Source organism: Trinickia acidisoli (assembly GCF_017315725.1).
GTDB lineage: Bacteria > Pseudomonadota > Gammaproteobacteria > Burkholderiales > Burkholderiaceae > Trinickia > Trinickia acidisoli.
The window spans coordinates 1,826,188-1,846,511 of the sequence record NZ_JAFLRG010000001.1 but is presented as its reverse complement, the minus strand read 5'-3'; the positions used below and the strand labels follow the sequence as shown (position 1 = coordinate 1,846,511).

The following is a 20,324-nucleotide window of genomic DNA, read 5'->3' as shown; positions in this document are numbered from 1 at the left end:
ACTTGTTCACTCCTTCGTTGTTGACACCGGATGATGCGAATGCGTCGAGGCATGTCCTTTCTCGACCACGATGAGCCGATTGGCGCGTACAGCCGCAATCTCATAAAAGCGTGCGTCCTCACGCTCGCCGGGCGCGAGCTCGACGTCCCATTCGGCGCCACGATACGGCACGCGCGCGCGGCCGTCGCGCCAAGCTGCCACTTCAACCGGCGCGCCGATGTCCAAGACGACGTCGGGGTTCGTCGATGCATCGCGCCGCTGACGACGGCGACCGAAGTTCGAGCGGCGCAGCAGGATCACGGCCGTCAAAGCGACGAGCGCCGCGCAGAGGTACTGCGCGGCGAGACTCGCTCCCGCCATCTTCATCAGCGCCCCCGCGATGAACCCCAGCGCGATCATCAGCAAATAGAACGTGCCTGTCAGCAGTTCGGCCACGATCAGCGCTCCCGCGCCGATCCACCAGAAAAAGTCATGCGGCGTCATCGAATGGTCTCCTTGAAACAAAACGCCCCGGATTCACCGGGGCGTTATAGCACGAAGCGAGGCTCGTTTTCGTGAGCGGGCCGTTAAGCAGACATCTTTACTTAGCGGCCTTGGCCAGCGCTTGCCACGTATCGATGATCGAGTCGGGATTTAACGAAATCGACGCAATCCCCTCGTCGGTCAGCCATTGCGCGAAGTCGGGGTGATCCGACGGCCCTTGACCGCAGATGCCGACGTACTTGTTCAAGCGGCGGCACGTCTCGATCGCGCGCTTGAGCAGGAACTTGACGGCTTCGTCGCGTTCGTCGAAGTCGACCGCAAGCAACTCCATGCCTGAATCGCGATCGAGGCCCAGCGTAAGCTGCGTCAAGTCGTTCGAGCCGATCGAGAAGCCGTCGAAGTGCTGCAGGAACTGCTCCGCGAGAATCGCGTTCGACGGTATTTCGCACATCATGATGAGCCGCAACCCGTTCACGCCACGCTTGAGACCGAACTTCTCGAGCAGGCCTACCACGCGTTCGGCCTGTTTGACCGTGCGCACGAACGGCACCATGATTTCGACGTTCGTGAGGCCCATGTCCTCGCGCACGCGCTTGAGCGCCGTGCATTCCATCTCGAACGCCTGCGCGAAATCGTGCGCGATGTAGCGCGAAGCGCCACGGAAGCCGAGCATCGGATTTTCCTCGTCCGGCTCGTAACGCGAGCCGCCGATGAGCTTCTTGTATTCGTTCGATTTGAAATCGGACAGGCGCACGATCACGGGCCGCGGATAGAACGCCGCCGCGATCGTCGCGATGCCTTCGGTCAGCTTGTCGACGTAGAACGCACGTGGCGATGCATGCCCGCGCGCGACGCTTTCGACGGCCTTTTTCAAGTCCTGATCGACGTTCGGGTACTCGAGGATCGCCTTCGGATGCACACCGATGTTGTTGTTGATGATGAACTCTAGCCGTGCAAGGCCCACGCCGGCGTTCGGCAACTGCGAGAAATCGAACGCAAGTTGCGGATTGCCGACGTTCATCATGATCTTGACGGGGATCGGCGGCAATTCGCCGCGCGTGACTTCCGTCACTTCCGTTTCGAGCAGCCCGTCGTAGATCTTGCCTTCGTCGCCTTCGGCGCAGGAAACCGTCACGAGCGAGCCGTCCTTCAGCACGTCGGTCGCATCGCCGCAACCGACGACGGCCGGCACGCCCAGCTCGCGCGCAATGATGGCCGCGTGGCAGGTACGCCCACCGCGGTTCGTGACGATCGCCGCCGCGCGCTTCATCACGGGCTCCCAATTGGGGTCCGTCATGTCCGCAACGAGCACATCGCCCGGCTGCACCCGTTCCATCTCGGACGGATCGTGAATCACGCGCACGCGGCCCGCGCCGATCTTCTGACCGATCGCACGGCCCGTCGCGAGCACTTGCGACTGGCCGCGCAGCTTGAAGCGCTGCTCAGCCTTGTTGCCGCCTTGGCTCTTCACCGTTTCGGGACGCGCCTGCAGGATGAAGATCTTGCCGTCGCGGCCGTCCTTGCCCCACTCGATGTCCATCGGACGCTGGTAGTGCTTTTCGATGATGACGGCGTATTTCGCGAGCTCGATCACGTCTTCGTCGGTGATCGAGAAGCGGTTGCGCTGCTCGTGCGGCACGTCGATCGTTTTCACGCGGCCCGGCTCGCCCGGCTTCGTGAACTCCATCTTGACCAGCTTCGAGCCGATCGAGCGGCGGATGATCGGGTACTTGCCCTGCTCGAGCATCGTTTTGAAGACGTAGAACTCGTCCGGATTCACCGCGCCTTGCACGACGGTCTCGCCCAAGCCGTAGCTCGACGTGATGAAGACGGCATCTTTGAAACCTGATTCCGTGTCGAGCGTGAACATGACGCCTGCCGCGCCGACATCCGAGCGCACCATGCGTTGAACGCCGGCCGAGAGCGCGACTTCCGCGTGCGTGAAGCCCTTGTGAACGCGATAGGAGATCGCGCGGTCGTTATAGAGCGACGCGAACACGTGCTTCATGCGGTCGAGAACGTCCTCGATGCCGACGACGTTCAGATAGCTTTCCTGCTGCCCCGCAAACGATGCGTCGGGCAAGTCCTCGGCCGTCGCCGACGAGCGCACGGCGAACGAAAGCTCTTCGGGCGAGCTATTTTGAAGAATCTCGAATTGCTCGCGAATCTCGGCAGCGAGGCGCGGCTGCAACGGGGCCTCGACGATCCATTCGCGAATTTCCTTACCCGCGGCCGCAAGCGCCTTGACATCGTCGATGTCGAGCGTCTCGAGCCGAGCGGCAATCCGTTCGGTCAAATCGTTGTGTTGGAGGAAATCGCGAAACGCCAGCGCCGTGGTGGCGAAGCCGGTCGGCACGCGCACGCCTGCCTCGGCCAGTTGGCTGATCATCTCGCCGAGCGACGCGTTCTTGCCGCCCACGATCTCCACATCGGTCATCCGTAGCTGTTCAAACGGAATTACATACGCCTGGTCCTTCGTGACGTTTGCTGCGTTAGTCATACAAGCCCCTAAGTGTGAAGAAAATACTCGGCCGCGCGTGTGGGCTTGGTGCGCGCGGACTATTGGAGCCCAGCGCGCAGCACGCGCAACCTGTTGGAGAAGCAATCGCCGACAGTAGCCAATTGCAATTGCTTATCCAACAGGTTGCCGCTATTCTACCCTGCTTCTATCCCGCCGCTTTCGCTCTTGCGACGGTGCAATGACAATCCATCACAATCGCCGGCGCCCTGCTCGCGAAAACGCGCGAAAATCGCGTTTCCTGCCGCAGCGTCCGCTGCTTTCGAAGCGTTAGCCGATGCCGCCTACCGTATTCATCGTCTCGGACGGGACGGGGATCACCGCCGAAACGTTCGCGCACTCGATCCTGTCCCAATTCGACCAAAAGTTCCGCCTCGTGCGCGTTCCGTTCGTCGACTCGATCGATAAAGCCTACGCCACGATCGAAAAGATCAGCGAATCGGCAGCGCTCGACGGACGCCGCCCGATCGTCTTCACGACGCTCGTCGACAGCGCATCGAACGCGATCGTCAAGAATTCGAATGCGCTCGTGCTCGACATCTTCCAACAGTTCGTCGAGCCGCTGGAGCAAGAGCTCGAAATGAAGTCGACCCACGCGATCGGCCGCGGGCACCAGAACGCCGACACCGACGAGTACAAGACGCGGATCGAGGCCATCAACTTTTCGCTGGCGCACGACGATGGGCAGTCGAACCGCAATCTCGCCGATGCGGACGTCATCCTCGTCGGCGTCTCGCGCAGCGGCAAGACGCCGACGAGCCTCTATCTGGCGATGCAGTACGGCGTGAAAGCGGCCAACTATCCGTTGATTCCCGAGGACTTCGAGCGCGGCAAGCTGCCGACGCCGCTCATTGCCCATCGGGAAAAGCTGTTCGGGCTGTCGATCGATCCGCAACGGCTATCGGAAATCCGCAACGAGCGGCGTCCCGGCAGCAAATACGCCGCGCCGGAAAACTGCCGTTACGAGATCAACGAAGCCGAGGCGCTGATGCGGCGCGAAAGTATCAAATGGCTGTCGTCGACGCATAAGTCGATCGAAGAAATTGCGACCACCGTCCTGCAGGAAATCAAGCTCGACCGGCCGACTTATTGATACGGCGCGGGTGCGCCGACGCGGCCACGCCTACGTTCAGCGCAGCGGGCGCTGTTGTCGGCACTGTTCGAACAAGCAAATCGCGGCGGCGGCGGCCACGTTCAGCGACTCCATCCCACCGGGCTGCGGAATCGTCAATCGATGGACGACAGCGGCACGCCACGCCGCCGATACGCCGGCGCCTTCGTTGCCGAACACCCACGCAACCGGGCCCGACAGGTCGCAATCGTAGAGCGCCTGCGGGCCATGCGAATCGGTAATGGCCGCCGGTATCGCCAAGCGCCCGATCAACTCGGCCGCCTCGACGTCTTCGTGGACGTCGAGCAGAAAATGCGCGCCCATTCCCGAGCGCAGCACTTTCGATGACCACGCGTAGGCCGTGCCCGGCGCGCAAAATACCTGTTTCACGCCGGCCGCCGCAGCGCTGCGCAGGATCGATCCGACATTGCCCGCGTCTTGCACGCCGTCGAGCACGACACAGGTTGTCTCTACCCGCTCGGGCAGCGCCGCGCCGAGCTTGCACACGACCAAGAGCATGCCCACGCCGTGCACAACGTTCGACACCTGGCCGAACAGCGCGTCGGGCAACATGACGACGCGATCCGCGTCGATGCGCGCGACGATCGCCCGCGCCTCGTCATGCCGCAGCGCACCCTCCGTCACGACGCACGTTTCGGGTTGGCCCGCCACGTCGAGATAAGCAGCGGCAAGGTGAAAGCCCTCCAACAGCGCTTGGCCGCCCTTCTTCTGCTGGTGCGTCGAAGCGGCCAACGCCTTCAGGTGCTTGTAGAACGGGTTGTCGCGCGAAGTAATCGCTTTCACGAAAGTGAACCGGAGAGAGGCCCCAGCCGAGCGAATGCCACCCGCACCGGTGCGAACGAGCGCCGGTGATGCTCGCACGGCCCGTGCTGCGTGAGTGCCGCCAAATGCTGCGGCGTGCCATAGCCGAAGTGCGCGTTGAAACCGTACATCGGAAAGCACTCGTGCAGTTCGAGCAGCATGCGATCGCGCGTGACTTTCGCGAGAATCGACGCCGCCGAAATCGCCGGCACGAGCGCGTCGCCGCCGACGATCGCTTCGCTGCGGATGGAAAGCTGGGGGCAGCGGTTGCCGTCGATGCGGGCAAGCGTCGGCGCCAGCGAAAGCCCTTCGACGGCCCGCTTCATGGCCAGCATGGTCGCGTGCAATATGTTGAGGTGATCGATCTCCTCGACGCTCGCCGACGCTACGCAATACGCAAGCGATTTCTCGACGATCTTCTCGTAGAGCGCCTCGCGCTTTTTGGCCGTCAGCGCCTTGGAGTCGTCGAGCCCGCGGATGCGGCGCTTCGGATCAAGAATAACGGCGGCCGCGACGACGGGACCGGCGAGCGGCCCGCGTCCCGCCTCGTCGACACCGCACACGATATCGAGCGGCGAATTGAAATCGAGTGCGCCTTGCGGTGGCGCGCTCTGCTTGGCACCGGTCGACGCGGGGGCCGCCGGTTCGGCAGCGCCGGCCGCAGGTTTCGATCGTGCGGGTCGCGACATCGTCATGAGCGCGGCTTCCTCTCTGCAATGACGCGCGCAACCGCCTCGGCTGCGCGCTCCGCCGTGTTCCGGCGCAGCGTCAAATGCATCTGCGTGAACACCTCGGTCAGCGTGCGCCGATTCGCTACGTCGTGCAACTGCACGAGCGCCGCATCGGCAAGCGCCTGCGGCGTCGCGAAATTCTGTAAGAGCTCGGGGACGACGAAGCGCCCAGCGAGGATATTGGGCAGGCCGACGTACGGCAAATAGCCCTGCCGGCGCATGATCTCACCCGTCAGCCAAGGCACCTTGTACGAGATCACCATCGGTTTCTTGAGCAGGGCCGCCTCGAGCGTGACCGTCCCGCTTTTCACGAGCACGGCGTCGGCGGCCGTCATTGCACGCTGCGCGTCGCCGTCCGTCATCGTGAGCGCAAGCCCAGGGTGCGCGGCGACCAACGGCTCCAGCAGTTCGCGCAACGCGGGCGTGGCTGCCGGCATGATGAATCTCAAATCCGGTTCGCGGCGTTGCATGAGCGCCATCGCCGCAAAAAACGTCGAGCCGATCAAGCCGATCTCCGAGCGCCGGCTGCCTGGCAACACGGCGAGGACGGGCCCTGTCGCGGGCAAGCCCAGCGCCGCGCGGGCACCGGCGACATCGGGTTCGAGCGGAATCTCGTCCGCGAGCGGATGGCCGACGTACGTGGCCGGCACCCCCGCCTTTTCGAGCAGCGCTGTCTCGAACGGGAACACGCAGAGCATGTGATCGACGGCTTTCGCGATCGTCTTGATGCGGCCGCCGCGCCAGGCCCAGATCGACGGGCAGACGAAGTGAATCGTCGGAATGCCCGCGCCCCGTAATGCCTGCTCGAGCCCGAAATTGAAGTCGGGCGCATCGACGCCGATGAACGCATGCGGCGGCTCCGCCAGCAATTGACGCTTCAGTTCGCTGCGAATGCCGAGGATTTCGGGGATGTGGCGCAGCGCCTCGACATAGCCGCGCACGGCGAGCTTGTCCATCGGCCAGTGGGCTTCGAAGCCCTGCGCGGCCATGCGAGGGCCGCCGATGCCGTAATAGCGCGTGCCTCCGGGCAATGCGCGCGCGAGGCCGCCCAGCAGCGAGGCCGCCAGCAAGTCGCCCGACGGTTCGCCGGCAACCATCGCGACGCGCAGCCCATTCGATTGCGGCGTCATCGGCGCAGGCTAGCGAATGATGCCGCGCTGCGACGTTTCGATGAACGCGATGAGCTTGCGCACGGGCTCGTCGCCGTCGCCGCCCGCCAAAGCGAGTTCCGCGAGCTGTGCCTTGGCCTCTTCGAGCGACAGACCGTTCTTGTACAGCAGCCGGTACGCGCTACGCAGCGCGGAGATCGCGTCGGCCGAAAAGCCGCGCCGACGCAGCCCTTCGACGTTGATGCCGTGCGGTTCGGCCTTGTTGCCCGCGGCGATGACGAACGGTGGTATGTCCTGCACGAGCGCCGACGCGCCGCCGAGCATCGAATGCTCGCCGATTTTCACGAACTGATGCACGCCCGACATCCCGCCGATGATCGCCCAGTCGCCGATGATGACGTGCCCGGCCATCTGCGCGTTGCTCGACAAAATGACGTGGCTGCCGACATGGCAATCGTGGCCGATGTGAACGTACGCCATGATCCAGTTGTCGTCGCCCAGCGTCGTCACGCCGCCGTCTTGCACCGTACCCGTATGGATCGTGGTGAACTCGCGGATCGTGTTGCGATCTCCGACGACGAGACGCGTGGGCTCGCCCTGGTACTTCATGTCTTGCGGACGCCCGCCGACAGAGGCGTAGTGGCCGATCCGATTGTCGACGCCGATCGTCGTATAGCCTTCGATCACGCTATGCGAACCGACCTTCGTGCGCTCGCCGATCGTGACGTTCGCGCCGACGATCGCGTACGGTCCGATCTCGACGTCTGCGCCGAGCTGCGCGCCCGGCTCGATGATCGCGGTGGGATGAATGCTGCTCATACGCTTGTGGCCCTTCTCTTTGCTCAATTGCGACGTATCGGCCGACCCGGCTCGCCCTTCCTTGCTGCGAAGGGCCGACGGCGCACTGCGCGTCATGCGCGACAGGTTGCGCGCTCGCGCGAATCGATCACTCGTTCGTCTGCTTGACCGTGCACATCAGCTCGGCTTCGGCGGCGATGGCACCTTCGACCTCCGCACGCGCCTTGAATTTCCAGATGCCGCGCATATAGCGCTCGAACGTCACATTGAGAATCAATTGATCGCCCGGTTCGACCACACGCTTAAAACGCGCCCCGTCGATACCAACGAAGTAGTACAGCGTCGTTTCGGGATCGTGCGCCTCCTCGGCGAACGTCAGAAGTGCCGCTGTTTGCGCGAGCGCTTCGAGGATCAGCACGCCGGGCATCACCGGACGCTGCGGGAAGTGCCCCATGAAGTACGGCTCGTTGATCGACACGTTCTTCAACGCTTTGATGCTCTTGTGCGGCTCGAGCTCGAGCACCCGATCCACGAGCAGGATCGGATAGCGATGCGGCAGCAGCGTAAGAATCTTATGGATGTCGAGATTGATTTTTTCAGTGCTCATGGTGTGTCTGCTCCACGCAATGCTCTCGCGCGGGTAATTAACTGCGGATGCTGATCGCGGCGACGGATGCGCGCCTGTTCCAGTTCGGTTTCGCGGCGCGGTGTCCTCGCGCTAGCTCAAACGTTGCCACCTCGCTCGGCAAGCGCGGCTTCGAGGGCTTTGATGCGCATGCGCATCTTGTCCAGATTGCGCATCAACACTGCGCTCTTGTTCCATTCGGCCTGGCCGACGGCCGAGAGGGTGCTCGAGTACGTGCCCGGCTTGAGCAGCGACTTGGATACGCCCGATTTCGCCGTTACGACGACGTGATCGGCAAGCGTCAGGTGCCCTGCAATGCCGACCGCACCGCCGATCAGGCAGTGGCGGCCGATCGTCGTGCTGCCCGCGATGCCGGTGCAACCGGCGATGACGGTGTAGGCGCCGATCTTGCAGTTGTGACCGATCTGCACGAGGTTGTCGATCTTCACGCACGCTTCGATGATCGTATCGGCCATCGCGCCGCGATCGATCGCCGTGTTGGCGCCGATTTCGACGTCGGCACCGATCACGACCCCGCCGACTTGCGGAATCTTGACCCAGCTACCCGTGCGCGCATCGCCCTCGCCGACGAAGTCGGGCGCGAAGCCGAAGCCGTCCGAGCCGACGACTGCGCCCGCGTGCACGATCGCGCGCGGCCCGATCTGGCAGCCGTGATAGACCGTGACGTTGGGGTAGAGATGCGAGCCCTCGCCGATGCGCGTGCCGCGCCCGATCGTGACGTTCGCGTCGATGCGCACGCCCTCGCCGACGACCGCACCCGCTTCGATCACGACATGCGGCCCGACGACAGCGTCGGGCGCCACCTGCGCGCTCGGGTCGATGACGGCGCTCGGATGCACCCCCGCAGGCGCTTTGGGCGCCGCCAAATCGATGAACAATTGGGCGACCCGCGCAAAGTAAGCGTACGGGTTCGGCGTGACGATGAAATTACACCCCTCGCGCGAGGCAAGCTTGTCGAGATCGGCCGGCGCGATCAAGACAGCACCGGCTTGGGTCGTCTCGACTTGCGACAGGTATTTCGGATTGGCGAGAAACGCCAGTTGATGCGGCTGCGCTTGATCGAGCGGCGCCAAGCCCGCCACCTTCAGGCTCGCGTCGCCGACCACTTCGCCACCGAAGCGCTGCGCGATTTGCTCGAGCGTCAATGCCATTCGCGTGCTGCTCCGTCGGTCAGTTCGTCGCGCTTGGGCTCGAGGCGGCCAGCGCCTTGAGTACCTGATCGGTGATGTCGATGCGCGGGCTCACGTAGACGGCTTCCTGCACGATCAGATCGTAGTGCTGCTGTTCGGCGATCTGCTTGATGACCTTGTTCGCCTTGTCGAGCACCGCCGCGAGTTCTTCGTTGCGGCGCTGGTTCAAGTCTTCGCGAAACTCGCGTTGCTTGCGCTGGAACTCGCTATCGAGATTCGATAATTGGGTCTGCTTCGCCGCGCGGTCGGCCGGCGACAGCGACGCGGCGTTTTTGTCGAGTTGGTCGGACAACGTCTTCAGGTGGCTTGCCATGTCCTGCAGATCCTTGTCGCGCTTCGCGAATTCCGCCTCGAGCTTGAGCTGGGCGGCTTTGGCCGCCGCCGACTCGCGCAGGATGCGGTCCGAGTTGACTGCCGCGATGCGGGCCTCTTGCGCTTGCGCGACACCGGCCACGAGCATCCCCGTCAGCGCCACCGCACACATCACACGCTTGATAAACGTACCGGTTTGCAAAATTGTCCTCTCGATGCTGGACCGGGTATGGCGCGCCCTTAGAACGCCGTCCCGATCTGGAATTGGAATTTCTGGTATTGGTCGCCCGCGTGTTTCGTGACCGGGAAGCCCAAGCTCAGCTTGAGCGGGCCGATCGGCGAAATCCATGCGAGACCCAAGCCATAGCCGTAACGCAAACCGTCCGCGCCGACGCTCGCCCCTTCAGTGCCCCAAACGTTACCGCCGTCGAGGAACGTGAACACGCGCAGCGTGCGGTCGTACCCGGTACCTGGCAGCGGGAACGTCAATTCGATGTTGCCGACGACCATCTTCGAGCCGCCGATCGGGTCGTTCGTCGTGAGGTCGCGCGGGCCGAGCGAGCTCGGTTCATAGCCGCGCACCGAGCCGATACCACCAGCGAAGTAGTTCTTGAAGATCGGGAACGGCCGGCCGCCGAGACCGTTGCCGTAGCCGCCCTGGAAGTTCAGCCCGAGCACGAAGCCGCGCGCGAACGAGTAGTAGTACTGGGCCTGCATGTCGGCCTTGTAATACTGAGTCGCGCCGAGCGGCGTACCGTATTCGGCGCTTGCTTGCGTAAAGTAGCCGCGGCTCGGCACGAGCGCGCTGTCGCGCGCATCGCGCGACCATGAAGCCGTGACCGGTATGTTATTGGACACGCGGCCGAAATCCTGCACGTAGTCCTTATAGACCTGCGGCGTAGCGCTGTCGACGTCGAGGCGGTTCTGCTCGAGACCGGCGCCGAAATAGACCGTATCGACTTCCGAGAATGGAATCCCGAATTTCAAATCGCCGCCGGCCGTGATGATCCGGAAGCTCGAACTCGTCGAGTAATACAGCGGTTGGGTCGTGCGGTAGTAAACGTCGGTAATCCGCTTGATGCCGTCGACGGTGAAGTACGGATCGACCTGCGTCACCGTCAGCGTCCGATAGTACTGGGCCGTGTTGACGTTCACGGAAAGGCTCGTGCCCGAGCCGAAGACGTTGTCCTGTGAAATACCGGCCGACAGCACGACCTTGTCCGTCGACGAAAAGCCTGCGCCGAGCGTGATCGCGCCCGTCGGCTTTTCCTTGACGGCAACGTCGACGTCGACCTGGTCGGGCGTGCCCGGCACGGGCACCGTCGTCACCTCGACGTCGGTGAAGTAGCCGAGGCGGTTGATCCGGTCTTTCGAGAGCGAGAGACGGCTCGAATCGAACCAGGAGCTCTCGAGCTGACGCATTTCGCGGCGGATGACTTCGTCGCGCGTACGCGTATTGCCCGTGATGTTGATATGGCGAACATACACGCGGCGGCTGGGATCGACCTGCAGCGTCAGCGCCACCTTGTGGTGCACTTGATCGATATCGGGCTGCGCATTCACGGTCGCGAACGCATAGCCGTACTCGCCGAGCTTGTCGACGATCGCCTTCGTCGTCGCTTTCAGCTTATCGGCCGAGAAGCGCTGCCCGGCCTTGACCGTGATGAGCTTTTGCAACTCGGGACCGCGATCGAGCAGATTGCCCGCCAGCTTGACGCTGGACACCGTGTACGGCTCGCCCTCGTGCACCGTCAGCGTCAGGTACATGTCCTTCTTGTCGGGCGAAATCGACACCTGGGTCGACTCGATGTTGAACTCGAGATAGCCGCGGTTCAGGTAGAACGTGCGGACGTTCTCGAGGTCGTTCGTCAGCTTGTCCTTCGAATAGAGGTCGTTCTTCGTGTACCACGAGAACCAGTTCGGCGTGGACAATTGCATCTCGTCGCGCAACGTGCTCGTGCTGAACACCTTGTTGCCGATGAAGTTGACTTGGCGAATCTTCGCACTCGGGCCCTCGTTCACCGAGAACAGGATCGACACGCGGCTCGTATCCAGCGGCGTGACCGTCGTCGTGACCTCGGCGTCATAGAAGCCGCGCGTCAGATATTGCCGCTTGAGCTCCTGCTCCGCGCGATCGACGATCGCCTTGTCGTAGTAGCGGCCCGGCGAGAGGCCGACGCCCTTGAGCGCTTTCGTCAACGCGTCTTTGTCGAATTCGTGCAAGCCCGCGAAATCGATCTCCCCGATGGCCGGCCGCTCGACGACGTTCACGATCACGACGCCGCCTTCGGTCGCGATGCGCACGTCGCTGAAGAAACCCGTCGCGTACAGCGCGCGGATCGCACTGGACGCCTTGTCGTCCGTGAACGTATCGCCTCGTTTGATCGGCAGATAGGAGAACACCGTGCCGGGCTCCACCCGTTGCAAGCCCTCGATGCGGATGTCTTGCACCACGAAAGGCGCCGTCGCCGCGTGAGCGATGAGCCCGTGAGCGGCAAGCGCCGCGACCGCAACCGTCTTAGGAACAAAGCGATGAGGTTTGAACAACGTGCTTCCCCAGTGTTTTAGCTGCATCTGTCCATCGAGGCCGCATGAACGCGGACCACCGGACACTTTAAAAATGGATTAAACGAGCCAGATCGTTGAAGAGCGCGATCGCCGACAAAACGACGATGCACACGAGGCCAGCCCTTTGCAAAACGAGTTGCCAGCGTTCCGACACGGCTTTGCCGGTTGCGGCTTCAACCAAATAATATAACAGATGCCCCCCGTCCAATACCGGAATCGGCAATAAGTTCAGCACACCGAGGCTGATACTGACGAGCGATAGGAAGGAAAGAAACGGCGCCCAGCCGAGCTGCGCACTCTTACCGGCGTAATCGGCGATCGTGACGGGGCCCGACAAGTTCTTCAGCGACGCCTGCCCCGTGAGCATGCGCCCGAACATCCGCAGCGAATAAATGGCGATGTCCCACGTGCGCTGCGCGCTGCGCGCGATGCTCTCGCCCAACCCATAGCGCACGCGCACGGTCTCCACCTGGGTCTCGAGCGCCGCGCCGATGCGTCCGGACGTCGCGCCCGTTTGCAGATCCTCATGCGCGTCAGGCACGACCATCAGTAGGCGCCGCTGGGCCGGCGTGCCGCGATCGATGCCGAGCGCGATCGGACGCCCCGCGCGCGCTTTGACGTAGGCGATGAACGCCTCGGCGCCATTGATCGGCGCACCGCCCGCCGTGCGCAGCGTATCGCCCGCTTCGAGGCCGGCCCGCTCGGCGGCGCTGCCAGGCTCCACGGCGGCTACCGTCAGCGTCCCGCCCTCGCCGAAACCGAGCTTACTGAGGAAATCGTCGTCCAGGTCGCGCCCCGGTACGTTGCGCAGGTCGACCTGGAAATCATAGATGCCGTGGCCGTCACGAGCCTTGAGCACGATGCGCCGATGATCGAAAGCGGCATCGAGCAGTTTCCAGCGCAAGTCCGACCAAGAGCGCACCGCCGAGACGTCCGCGCCTCGCTCGTCGCCAATCGCCACGACCGTCTCGCCGCCGTCGAAACCCGCGCGGGCGGCGATGGTTCCCGCCGCCGGCGTCGCGAGCGTCGCCACGGGCTCGGTCACCCCCGTCGCGAAGACGACCGAGAACAGCACCACGGCGAGCACGAAATTGGCGAGCGGCCCGGCCAATACGATCGCGATGCGCTTGGCCACGTGCTGCCGATTGAACGCGTACGGCAGATCAGCCGCCGCGATACCGGGCCCAGGATCGCGCTCGTCCAGCATCTTGACGTAGCCGCCTAGCGGCAGCGCCGAGATCGTCCATTCCGTCCCGGATTTGCGTCCGACCCAACTTGCGAGCGGCCGCCCGAAGCCGATCGAAAACCGCAGCACCTTCACGCCGCAAAGTCGCGCCACACTATAGTGGCCGTACTCGTGCACCACGACGAGCACGCCGATCGCAACGGCGAATGCGGCGACTTCGATCAGCAGGTTCATCGGGTTCTCACCGCACCGCGCGATCGACGGGGCCCGTGCGATTGGCTGCCCGCGCCACGAGCGCACGGCTCGCAATGAACTCGCGCGCCGCGCGCCGTGCATCGGCATCGGCATCGAGCACGTCGTCCAAGCCACTTGGCGCACGGTTGGACAGGCCGTCGAGCACGGCCTCGACCGTCCGCGCGACTTCCATGAAACCGATGCGTCGCTCGAGGAACGCCTCGACGGCCACTTCGTTCGCCGCATTGAGCGCCGCGCTCGCGATACCCCCCGCTGCCAGCGCTTGCATCGCCAGTGCAAGGCACGGGAAGCGCTCGTAGTCGGGTTTCTCGAACTGCAGCGAGGCAATTTGCGCGAGATCGAGCTGCGCCACGCCGGAGTCGACACGCTCGGGAAATGCCAACGCGTGAGCAATCGGCGTGCGCATATCGGGATTGCCGAGTTGCGCCAGGACCGAGCCGTCGGCGTAGGAGACTAGCGAGTGGATGACGCTTTGCGGATGAATGAGGACGTCGATGCGATCGCCCGCCAGGCCGAACAGCCAATGTGCCTCGATGACTTCGAGGCCCTTGTTCATCATCGTGGCAGAATCGACCGAGATCTTGCGGCCCATGACCCAATTCGGATGCTTGCAGGCCTCATCGGGCGTCACATCGACGAGCGTGGCAGGCTCGCGCGTGCGGAACGGCCCGCCCGAAGCGGTCAAGATGATTTTGGTGACGCCGCCGTGTTCGGCGACGTCGCGCGGCAAGCATTGGAAAATCGCGTTGTGCTCGCTGTCCACGGGCAATAGCGTCGCGCCATGATCGCGCACCGCGTCCATGAAGATCGCGCCCGACATGACGAGCGCTTCTTTGTTCGCCAGCAAAATGCGCTTGCCGGCGCGCGCGGCGGCAAGCGTCGGCGCGAGCCCAGCCGCTCCCACGATCGCGGCAACGACGGTATCGCATTGCGCGCTTTGTGTCGCTTGCACGAGCGCATCCTGGCCGTAGGCGACCTGCGTCTTGCAGCCGGCGGCCTTGAGCTGCGCCTCGACGCGCGCTGCCGTCTCGGCATCGCCGACGACGGCGACGTCGGGCGAAAAACGCAAGCATTGGGCGACGAGCTTGTCGCCGTTGCGATGCGCGGTAAGCGCGTGCACCGTGAAGCGCTCGGGGTGGCGGGCAACGACGTCGAGCGTGCTGTCGCCGATCGAGCCCGTGGAGCCGAGCAGTGTCAGACGTTTTTTCATATCTCTATCCCAGGTGCCCTACCCGATGAGTAGCATCGCGAGCGGCAGCACCGGCAGCAGTGCGTCGATGCGGTCGAGCACGCCGCCGTGTCCCGGCAGCAGTGCGCTCGAATCCTTCACGCCCGCTTGACGCTTGAGCATCGATTCGAACAGGTCGCCGACGATGCTGAATGCGACGAGCACCGTCAGCACGAGCAGCGAGCGCACGGGGCCCATACGCTCGCCGAGCGCCGACACGAGCGTCGGCGCGAATGCATGCGACGCCATGACGGCGACGGCCACGACCATGACGGCAAGCCAACCGCCGATCGCGCCTTCCCAGGTCTTGCCTGGGCTGATCGCGGGTGCGAGCTTGTGCTTGCCGAACGCCTTGCCGGCAAAGTATGCGCCGATATCGGCCAGCCAAACCACGAGCAGTACCGACAATACGAACGATACGCCCAGCATGCGTGCCGCGACGAGCGCGTGCCAACAAGCCACCAGGACGACGAGCCCCGCGACGATGAGGAACACTCGCCAGGCGCCGTGCGCGAGCGTCGGCCTGCGCACGAGCACGTACGGCCCGGCGAGAATCCAGAAGACGGCTGCGGCTTCGAGCAGCGGCCGAGCCGCATGGGCGCCTAGACCGAGACGGGTGCTCGCAGCCAGCGCGAGCGCCGCGACGACTGCGTAGGCGATCGGGGCGAGCCCCGGCAGTTTGAGCAAGCGCGCCCACTCCCAGGCGCCCAACACGAGCGCGACGGCAATGAGTGCGCCGAAAGCCGCCACCGGTGCGAACAGCGTGACCGGCAGCAGCACCGCCAGCAATACGATGGCGGTGATGACCCGCGTTTTCAGCATGGAAGGGAATCGGCGTTTTGCGACGGTTCGTCTTGCGATTGCGGCTCGAGCTGCGCGCTCGTGCGCCCAAACCGGCGCTCACGGCGTGCGTACGACGCGATGGCATCGGACAACGTCTTGGCATCGAAATCGGGCCAGTACGTGTCGGTGAAATAAAATTCGCTATAAGCGAGTTGCCAGAGCAGGAAATTGCTTATGCGGGTTTCACCGCCGGTGCGGATAAAGAGATCGGGTTCCGGCGCATAGGCGAGCGCGAGGTGCTGCGCGAATGCCCCTTCGTCGATGGGCACGGCCCGTCCCTCGCTCGCCGATTGCTCCGCAAGCTTGCGGGCCGCCTGCATGATGTCCCATCGGCCGCCGTAGTTTGCCGCGATCGTCAGCGTCAACCGTGTATTGCGAGCCGTTTTGGTTTCCGCCCGGCGGATCAGATCCTGCACACGCGTATCGAAGAGGGACAAATCGCCGACGACGCGCAACCGAATGCCGTTGGCGTGCAGCTTGCCCACTTCGCGCTCGAGCGCGGTCACGAACAGCCGCATCAGAAACGACACTTCGTCGACGGGCCTGCGCCAATTCTCCGAACTGAATGCAAATAGCGTCAGGTATTCGACACCCGCGCGAGCGCACGCTTCGACGGCCATGCGCACGGCTTCGACGCCGCGCGTATGGCCGGCCACGCGCGGCAAGCGACGCTGCGTTGCCCAACGGCCATTGCCGTCCATGATGATCGCGATATGCCGCGGCACGGCCGCAATATCAGGCACGCGAACGGTAGAGCTGGTATAGGTCATGGCCGCCGGGACTCAGACTGCTGAAAAAAGAAGGACGCGTCGAGACGAACGAGCCTCAGACGGTCATGATCTCGGCTTCTTTCGTTTGAACGAGCTTGTCGATCTCGGCGACGGATTTGTCGGTAAGCTTTTGCACTTCATCGCTTGCGCGGCGCTCGTCGTCTTCCGAAATCTCTTTCTCTTTGACGAGCTTCTTCAATTGTTCGTTCGCATCGCGACGCAGATTGCGCACGGCGACCTTCGCCGTCTCGCCTTCACTCTTGACAACCTTGGTCAGTTCGCGGCGGCGCTCTTCCGTCAACGCGGGCATCGGCACGCGAATCAAATCGCCTTGCGTGGCGGGATTCAAACCCAGATCGGATTCGCGAATTGCCTTTTCGACAACCTGAACCATCTTCTTTTCCCAAGGCTGAACGCCAATCGTGCGCGCGTCGATGAGCGTCAGGTTGGCCACTTGAGAGATGGGCACGTTCGAGCCGTAATAATCGACCTGGATATGGTCGAGCAAACCCGTATGCGCGCGCCCCGTGCGGATTTTCGCCAAATCGTTCTTGAACGCTTCGATCGAACGCTGCATTTTTTGATCGGCGCCCTTTTTGACCTCTGCCACACTCATTTAGACCTCCAAAGCTTCATCATTGTGCGGATTAGCCCGTGCGCAGCGCATCTCGCACCGCAAGTGCAGCGGGCCCCGCTCACTTCCGGGAGTTTACACGTGGACGAGGGTACCCTCGCCCTCACCTTGCACGATCCGCTTGAGCGCGCCGGGCTTGACGATCGAGAACACGCGAATCGGCAGCTTCTGGTCGCGGCACAGTGCGAACGCCGTCGCATCCATGACCTGGAGATTGCGGCCGATCGCCTCGTCGAAGCTGATCGTCGCATAGCGGGTCGCAGCCGGATCCTTGTTCGGATCCGCGGAGTATACGCCGTCGACCTTCGTCGCCTTCAATACGACTTCGGCCCCGATTTCCGACCCGCGCAGCGCAGCGGCCGTGTCGGTCGTGAAGAACGGGTTGCCCGTGCCCGCAGCGAAAATCACGACTTTGCCCTCTTCGAGCTGACGGATCGCGCGCGGCCGAATGTAGGGCTCGACGACCTGATCCATCCGCAGGGCCGACTGCACGCGTGCCTCGATGCCAGCGTGGCGCATGGCGTCCTGCAGCGCGAGCGCGTTCATCATCGTCGCGAGCATGCCCATGTAGTCGGCCGTTGCTCGGTCCATGCCCGCCGCACCGCCGGCCACGCCGCGGAAGATGTTACCGCCGCCGATTACGACGGCCAACTGCGTGCCGAGCCGAACGACTTCGGCAATATCGGCCACCATGCGTTCGATCGTCGCGCGATTGATGCCGAACGCATCGTCGCCCATCAAAGCTTCACCGGAGAGTTTGAGAAGAACGCGTTTATAGGCTGTGGGCATAGCGGTATCCGATCGCGCCGAAGAGATCACGACAATGTGGAACTGTAGGGGTGAAACATATGCCGGGGCAAGCTCGGCCGGCGCCAGAAACAAATCGCGGCGGCTGGCCGGGTTAACCCCGACTGGTTCGTGAAGCGAACCCGCCGCGGCGAGCCTGGCGCCCGCCGCGGGTACGGCACACTACTCGGCTTACTGCTGCTTCGCGGCGGCAACTTGCGCAGCCACTTCGGCGGCGAAATCGTCTTGACGCTTTTCGATGCCTTCGCCGACCACGAACAGTGCGAATTTTTGCACCGACGAGCCCGCGGCCTTCAGCATCTGCTCGATCGTCTGCTTGTCGTTCTTCACGAACGGCTGGTTCAGCAGCGACACTTCCTTCAGATACTTCTGCACGCTGCCTTCGACCATCTTTGCAACGATTTCGGCCGGCTTGCCCGATTCGGCCGCCTTTTGCTCGGCGATGCTGCGCTCCTTGGCGATCAACTCGGCCGGCACGTCGTCCGACGACAGCGAAACCGGCTTCATGGCCGCAACGTGCATCGCGACGTCCTTACCGACTTGCTCTTCGGCGCCCGTGTACTCAACGAGCACGCCGATGCGCGTGCCGTGCAGGTACGCAGCAAGCTTGTTCGGCGTATCGAAACGGACGAAGCGGCGGATCGACAGGTTTTCACCGATCTTGCCGACGAGCGCAAGGCGCACGGCGTCGACCGTCGAGCCGTTCAACGGCAACGCCGACAAGGCAGCGACGTCGGCCGGGTTGTGGGAAACGACGAGTTCGGCCACTTGCTTGGTGAACGCGTTGAAATCGTCATTCTTCGCGACGAAGTCGGTTTCGCAGTTCAGCTCGACGAGCGCGCCCGCGTTGCCGGCAATGTGCGAGGCGATCACGCCTTCGGCCGTGACGCGCGATGCCGCTTTGCTGGCCTTGTTGCCGAGCTTCACGCGAAGCAGCTCTTCGGCGCGAGCCATGTCGCCGTCGGCTTCCGTCAGCGCCTTCTTGCATTCCATCATCGGCGCGTCGGTTTTCGCGCGCAGTTCTGCCACCATGCTTGCGGTAATTGCCGCCATCATTCGCTCCTTGAGTCTGTCTTTCATACGCCGCTCGCTTTCGATGCGAACGGCAGGCATTCGTTCGCGACGCATCGATCGCGTCGCACGTTCCGCCGACACTTAAAAAAAGGGGGCCTATCGAAAGCCCCCTTTTTTGCCGGCGACGGGGTTGCTTTACGCTTCTCCGCCCACCTCGACGAACTCGTCGCCGTCGGTGCCGCGCACGGCTTGCACGACTTCGTTGACCGCGTTCGCGCGACCCTCGAGGATCGCATCGGCCACGCCTTGCGCGTACAGAGCGACGGCCTTGCTCGCGTCGTCGTTGCCCGGGATCACGTAATCGATGCCTTCGGGCGAGTGGTTCGTATCGACCACGGCGATGACCGGCACGCCGAGCTTGTTCGCTTCGGTCACGGCGATCTTGTGGTAGCCGACGTCGACGACGAAGATCGCGTCGGGAATGCCGCCCATGTCCTTCACGCCGCCGATCGACTTTTGCAGCTTGGCGATTTCGCGTTCGAACAACAGCGCTTCCTTCTTGCTCATCTTCTCGAGCTCACCGGCCTCGACCGCCGCTTCCATGTCCTTCAGGCGCTTGATCGACACTTTCAGCGTCTTGAAGTTCGTCAACATGCCGCCGAGCCAGCGGGCATTGACGAACGGCATGCCGGCGCGCTGCGCCTCTTCGGCGATCGTATCGCGCGACTGGCGCTTCGTGCCGACGAACAAGATCGTGCCGCGATTGGCCGCCAATTGACGCACGTACTTCAGCGCGTCGTTGTACATCGGCAGCGTCTTTTCGAGGTTGATGATGTGAATCTTGTTGCGATGACCGAAGATGAACGGGGCCATCTTGGGGTTCCAGAAGCGCGTTTGGTGACCGAAGTGGACACCGGCTTCCAGCATTTGACGCATGGTGACTGCCATGAAATTCTCCGCGAGGGTTGGGTCTTAAGCCGGCTGCCGTACCTGGCCGCGCACGCGAACTCGCGCATTTGCGGCCCGGCACCCTGGGTGCGCCGGCTTGCGAATGGATGCGTTGACGTTAGCCCGACCAGGCCCAATCGCCACGCACCCCATATCAGCCGCTTCCCTTCCGGTCCGCCTGCATACCTGCCGCACCTGCAAACACCACCTGCAAACACACCTGCAAGCGCATGTGGAAGATATGAAAGAGATACAAGGCCGATTCGGGAAAACGACTAGCCGAAGAGTATACCACCTGCGGGCACCCCCTTTCAAGCAGCCTCCATATCCGACTCGCGCACCGCGCGAAGG

Annotated in this window: 19 protein-coding genes; 1 reads left to right on the top strand and 18 read right to left on the bottom strand. The window is 63.3% G+C overall.

What is annotated here, in order from left to right; all coding sequences use genetic code 11:
- Positions 1-6: 6 nt before the first annotated feature.
- Both J3485_RS08460 and ppsA read right to left on the bottom strand, forming a co-directional pair.
- On the bottom strand, positions 7-483 hold the full coding sequence (locus tag J3485_RS08460; RefSeq protein ID WP_206952047.1) for an NfeD family protein: 477 nt from the start codon (positions 481-483) through the stop codon (positions 7-9).
- Positions 484-580: 97 nt separating this feature from the next.
- Entirely contained in the window at positions 581-2,983 is a 2,403-nt protein-coding gene (gene ppsA, locus J3485_RS08455) for a phosphoenolpyruvate synthase (RefSeq protein ID WP_206952046.1), read from the bottom strand.
- Positions 2,984-3,278: 295 nt separating this feature from the next.
- Between ppsA and ppsR the strand changes: the two genes are divergently transcribed.
- Positions 3,279-4,094: a posphoenolpyruvate synthetase regulatory kinase/phosphorylase PpsR gene (ppsR, locus tag J3485_RS08450; RefSeq protein ID WP_206952045.1), complete on the top strand. Its 816-nt coding sequence runs from the start codon at positions 3,279-3,281 to the stop codon at positions 4,092-4,094.
- A gap of 36 nt (positions 4,095-4,130) precedes the next feature.
- Here the strand turns inward: ppsR and J3485_RS08445 are convergent, their stop codons facing one another.
- The 16 genes from J3485_RS08445 to rpsB all read right to left on the bottom strand — a co-directional run bounded on the left by J3485_RS08445 (position 4,131) and on the right by rpsB (position 19,973).
- Positions 4,131-4,916: a TrmH family RNA methyltransferase gene (locus J3485_RS08445; protein ID WP_206952044.1), complete on the bottom strand. Its 786-nt coding sequence runs from the start codon at positions 4,914-4,916 to the stop codon at positions 4,131-4,133.
- The gene (gene rnhB / locus J3485_RS08440) at positions 4,913-5,629 is read right to left on the bottom strand and encodes a ribonuclease HII (RefSeq protein ID WP_206952043.1); all 717 of its coding nucleotides are present in this window, start codon (positions 5,627-5,629) and stop codon (positions 4,913-4,915) included. Before rnhB ends, J3485_RS08445 begins: the two co-directional genes overlap by 4 nt.
- Complete coding sequence (gene lpxB, locus J3485_RS08435) at positions 5,626-6,795, bottom strand: lipid-A-disaccharide synthase (RefSeq protein ID WP_206952042.1); 1,170 nt, start codon at positions 6,793-6,795, stop codon at positions 5,626-5,628. Before lpxB ends, rnhB begins: the two co-directional genes overlap by 4 nt.
- 9 nt (positions 6,796-6,804) lie before the next feature.
- Positions 6,805-7,593 carry an acyl-ACP--UDP-N-acetylglucosamine O-acyltransferase gene (gene lpxA, locus J3485_RS08430; protein ID WP_206955714.1) on the bottom strand — a complete coding sequence of 263 codons (789 nt, stop codon included), beginning with the start codon at positions 7,591-7,593 and terminating at the stop codon, positions 6,805-6,807.
- Between the two features lie 127 nt (positions 7,594-7,720).
- Complete coding sequence (gene fabZ, locus J3485_RS08425) at positions 7,721-8,179, bottom strand: 3-hydroxyacyl-ACP dehydratase FabZ (RefSeq protein ID WP_206952041.1); 459 nt, start codon at positions 8,177-8,179, stop codon at positions 7,721-7,723.
- A 116-nt stretch (positions 8,180-8,295) separates the two neighbouring features.
- On the bottom strand, positions 8,296-9,369 hold the full coding sequence (gene lpxD / locus J3485_RS08420) for a UDP-3-O-(3-hydroxymyristoyl)glucosamine N-acyltransferase (protein ID WP_206952040.1): 1,074 nt from the start codon (positions 9,367-9,369) through the stop codon (positions 8,296-8,298).
- 19 nt (positions 9,370-9,388) lie between these two features.
- The gene (locus J3485_RS08415) at positions 9,389-9,922 is read right to left on the bottom strand and encodes an OmpH/Skp family outer membrane protein (protein ID WP_206952039.1); all 534 of its coding nucleotides are present in this window, start codon (positions 9,920-9,922) and stop codon (positions 9,389-9,391) included.
- 38 nt (positions 9,923-9,960) lie between these two features.
- Entirely contained in the window at positions 9,961-12,267 is a 2,307-nt protein-coding gene (bamA, locus tag J3485_RS08410) for an outer membrane protein assembly factor BamA (RefSeq protein WP_206955713.1), read from the bottom strand.
- 67 nt (positions 12,268-12,334) lie between these two features.
- Positions 12,335-13,708 (bottom strand): RIP metalloprotease RseP, encoded by a 1,374-nt coding sequence (rseP, locus tag J3485_RS08405; RefSeq protein ID WP_206952038.1) that lies wholly within the window; start codon positions 13,706-13,708, stop codon positions 12,335-12,337.
- A gap of 7 nt (positions 13,709-13,715) precedes the next feature.
- Complete coding sequence (locus tag J3485_RS08400) at positions 13,716-14,939, bottom strand: 1-deoxy-D-xylulose-5-phosphate reductoisomerase (protein WP_206952037.1); 1,224 nt, start codon at positions 14,937-14,939, stop codon at positions 13,716-13,718.
- 18 nt (positions 14,940-14,957) lie between these two features.
- On the bottom strand, positions 14,958-15,779 hold the full coding sequence (locus tag J3485_RS08395; protein WP_206952036.1) for a phosphatidate cytidylyltransferase: 822 nt from the start codon (positions 15,777-15,779) through the stop codon (positions 14,958-14,960).
- The gene (gene uppS / locus J3485_RS08390; RefSeq protein ID WP_206952035.1) at positions 15,773-16,570 is read right to left on the bottom strand and encodes a polyprenyl diphosphate synthase; all 798 of its coding nucleotides are present in this window, start codon (positions 16,568-16,570) and stop codon (positions 15,773-15,775) included. The genes J3485_RS08395 and uppS overlap by 7 nt, the downstream gene beginning before the upstream one ends.
- Before the next feature lie 55 nt (positions 16,571-16,625).
- Complete coding sequence (gene frr, locus J3485_RS08385) at positions 16,626-17,186, bottom strand: ribosome recycling factor (RefSeq protein WP_206952034.1); 561 nt, start codon at positions 17,184-17,186, stop codon at positions 16,626-16,628.
- A 93-nt stretch (positions 17,187-17,279) separates the two neighbouring features.
- Complete coding sequence (pyrH, locus tag J3485_RS08380) at positions 17,280-17,993, bottom strand: UMP kinase (protein WP_206952033.1); 714 nt, start codon at positions 17,991-17,993, stop codon at positions 17,280-17,282.
- A 189-nt stretch (positions 17,994-18,182) separates the two neighbouring features.
- On the bottom strand, positions 18,183-19,064 hold the full coding sequence (gene tsf / locus J3485_RS08375; protein WP_206955712.1) for a translation elongation factor Ts: 882 nt from the start codon (positions 19,062-19,064) through the stop codon (positions 18,183-18,185).
- 156 nt (positions 19,065-19,220) lie between these two features.
- Positions 19,221-19,973 (bottom strand): 30S ribosomal protein S2, encoded by a 753-nt coding sequence (gene rpsB, locus J3485_RS08370; protein ID WP_206952032.1) that lies wholly within the window; start codon positions 19,971-19,973, stop codon positions 19,221-19,223.
- Positions 19,974-20,324 lie beyond the last annotated feature (351 nt).

Excerpts from the sequence above, each read along its gene's own strand:
- J3485_RS08460 (WP_206952047.1), bottom strand. The coding sequence starts at position 483 with ATGACGCCGCATGACTTTTTCTGGTGGATCGGCGCGGGAGCGCTGATC.
- ppsA (WP_206952046.1), bottom strand. The coding sequence starts at position 2,983 with ATGACTAACGCAGCAAACGTCACGAAGGACCAGGCGTATGTAATTCCG.
- ppsR (WP_206952045.1), top strand. The coding sequence starts at position 3,279 with ATGCCGCCTACCGTATTCATCGTCTCGGACGGGACGGGGATCACCGCC.
- rnhB (WP_206952043.1), bottom strand. The coding sequence starts at position 5,629 with ATGACGATGTCGCGACCCGCACGATCGAAACCTGCGGCCGGCGCTGCC.
- lpxB (WP_206952042.1), bottom strand. The coding sequence starts at position 6,795 with ATGACGCCGCAATCGAATGGGCTGCGCGTCGCGATGGTTGCCGGCGAA.
- lpxA (WP_206955714.1), bottom strand. The coding sequence starts at position 7,593 with ATGAGCAGCATTCATCCCACCGCGATCATCGAGCCGGGCGCGCAGCTC.
- fabZ (WP_206952041.1), bottom strand. The coding sequence starts at position 8,179 with ATGAGCACTGAAAAAATCAATCTCGACATCCATAAGATTCTTACGCTG.
- lpxD (WP_206952040.1), bottom strand. The coding sequence starts at position 9,369 with ATGGCATTGACGCTCGAGCAAATCGCGCAGCGCTTCGGTGGCGAAGTG.
- rseP (WP_206952038.1), bottom strand. The coding sequence starts at position 13,708 with ATGAACCTGCTGATCGAAGTCGCCGCATTCGCCGTTGCGATCGGCGTG.
- J3485_RS08400 (WP_206952037.1), bottom strand. The coding sequence starts at position 14,939 with ATGAAAAAACGTCTGACACTGCTCGGCTCCACGGGCTCGATCGGCGAC.
- J3485_RS08395 (WP_206952036.1), bottom strand. The coding sequence starts at position 15,779 with ATGCTGAAAACGCGGGTCATCACCGCCATCGTATTGCTGGCGGTGCTG.
- uppS (WP_206952035.1), bottom strand. The coding sequence starts at position 16,570 with ATGACCTATACCAGCTCTACCGTTCGCGTGCCTGATATTGCGGCCGTG.
- frr (WP_206952034.1), bottom strand. The coding sequence starts at position 17,186 with ATGAGTGTGGCAGAGGTCAAAAAGGGCGCCGATCAAAAAATGCAGCGT.
- pyrH (WP_206952033.1), bottom strand. The coding sequence starts at position 17,993 with ATGCCCACAGCCTATAAACGCGTTCTTCTCAAACTCTCCGGTGAAGCT.
- tsf (WP_206955712.1), bottom strand. The coding sequence starts at position 19,064 with ATGGCGGCAATTACCGCAAGCATGGTGGCAGAACTGCGCGCGAAAACC.
- rpsB (WP_206952032.1), bottom strand. The coding sequence starts at position 19,973 with ATGGCAGTCACCATGCGTCAAATGCTGGAAGCCGGTGTCCACTTCGGT.